Genomic DNA, 612 nt, shown 5'->3' with positions numbered 1-612 from the left:
ACGCTTTTTTATTCCCCGCTTGCTTTTCAGTCTTTTCTCGGCCTGCCTTTTCAGTCGGTTCAGGTTGTGGTTGACCTGTATGATGCGATTTCCCTGCTGCTGGTGGCACCGTGGCCGTAAAGGGCATCCTTCGCAGCTGCGGGCCCGGTATAGGGTGATGGTCTGGCCGAACCCCGTGCCGGTGCGCGGGCGCCGGGTTCCGATGTTATCCATGGGTTCCCCGCTGGGGCAGTAATACAGATCCCTTTGCGGATCATAGGCCAGCTTATCCACGGTATAGGGCTTCTTGCTCCGGATGTTCCCGTTCTGGTCACGGTCGAAGTAATTGTGCTTGACATAACCGGTGATGCGTTTCCTTTCCAACCAGCGGTAGTTCTCCTCGCTGCCGTATCCCGCATCGGCGGTGACATTGGCCGGCTTGCCGTAATCGCTGATATGCTGCTCCAGGTGCGGGATGAGCGTGGTGGTGTCGGTTGCGCGCTGGTGGATGCTGTAGGAAGCGATATACTGGTTATTGGTGCTGATCTGTACATTGTAGGCCGGTTTGAGCTGGCCGTTTCTCATGTGGTCCTCCTTCATCCGCATGAAGGTGGCATCCGTATCGGTCTTGCT

1 protein-coding gene is annotated in these 612 nt (G+C 56.7%); it reads right to left on the bottom strand.

Features of this window, described 5'->3' with window-relative positions:
• On the bottom strand, positions 1-612 hold a 612-nt coding region (locus tag IEX60_RS24760; RefSeq protein ID WP_188754074.1), incomplete at both ends, for a transposase.

Origin of the sequence: Parapedobacter defluvii (genome assembly GCF_014642075.1) — a bacterium.
Taxonomy (GTDB): Bacteria; Bacteroidota; Bacteroidia; order Sphingobacteriales; family Sphingobacteriaceae; genus Parapedobacter; species Parapedobacter defluvii.
This window is presented reverse-complemented; position numbering and strand designations above follow the sequence as displayed.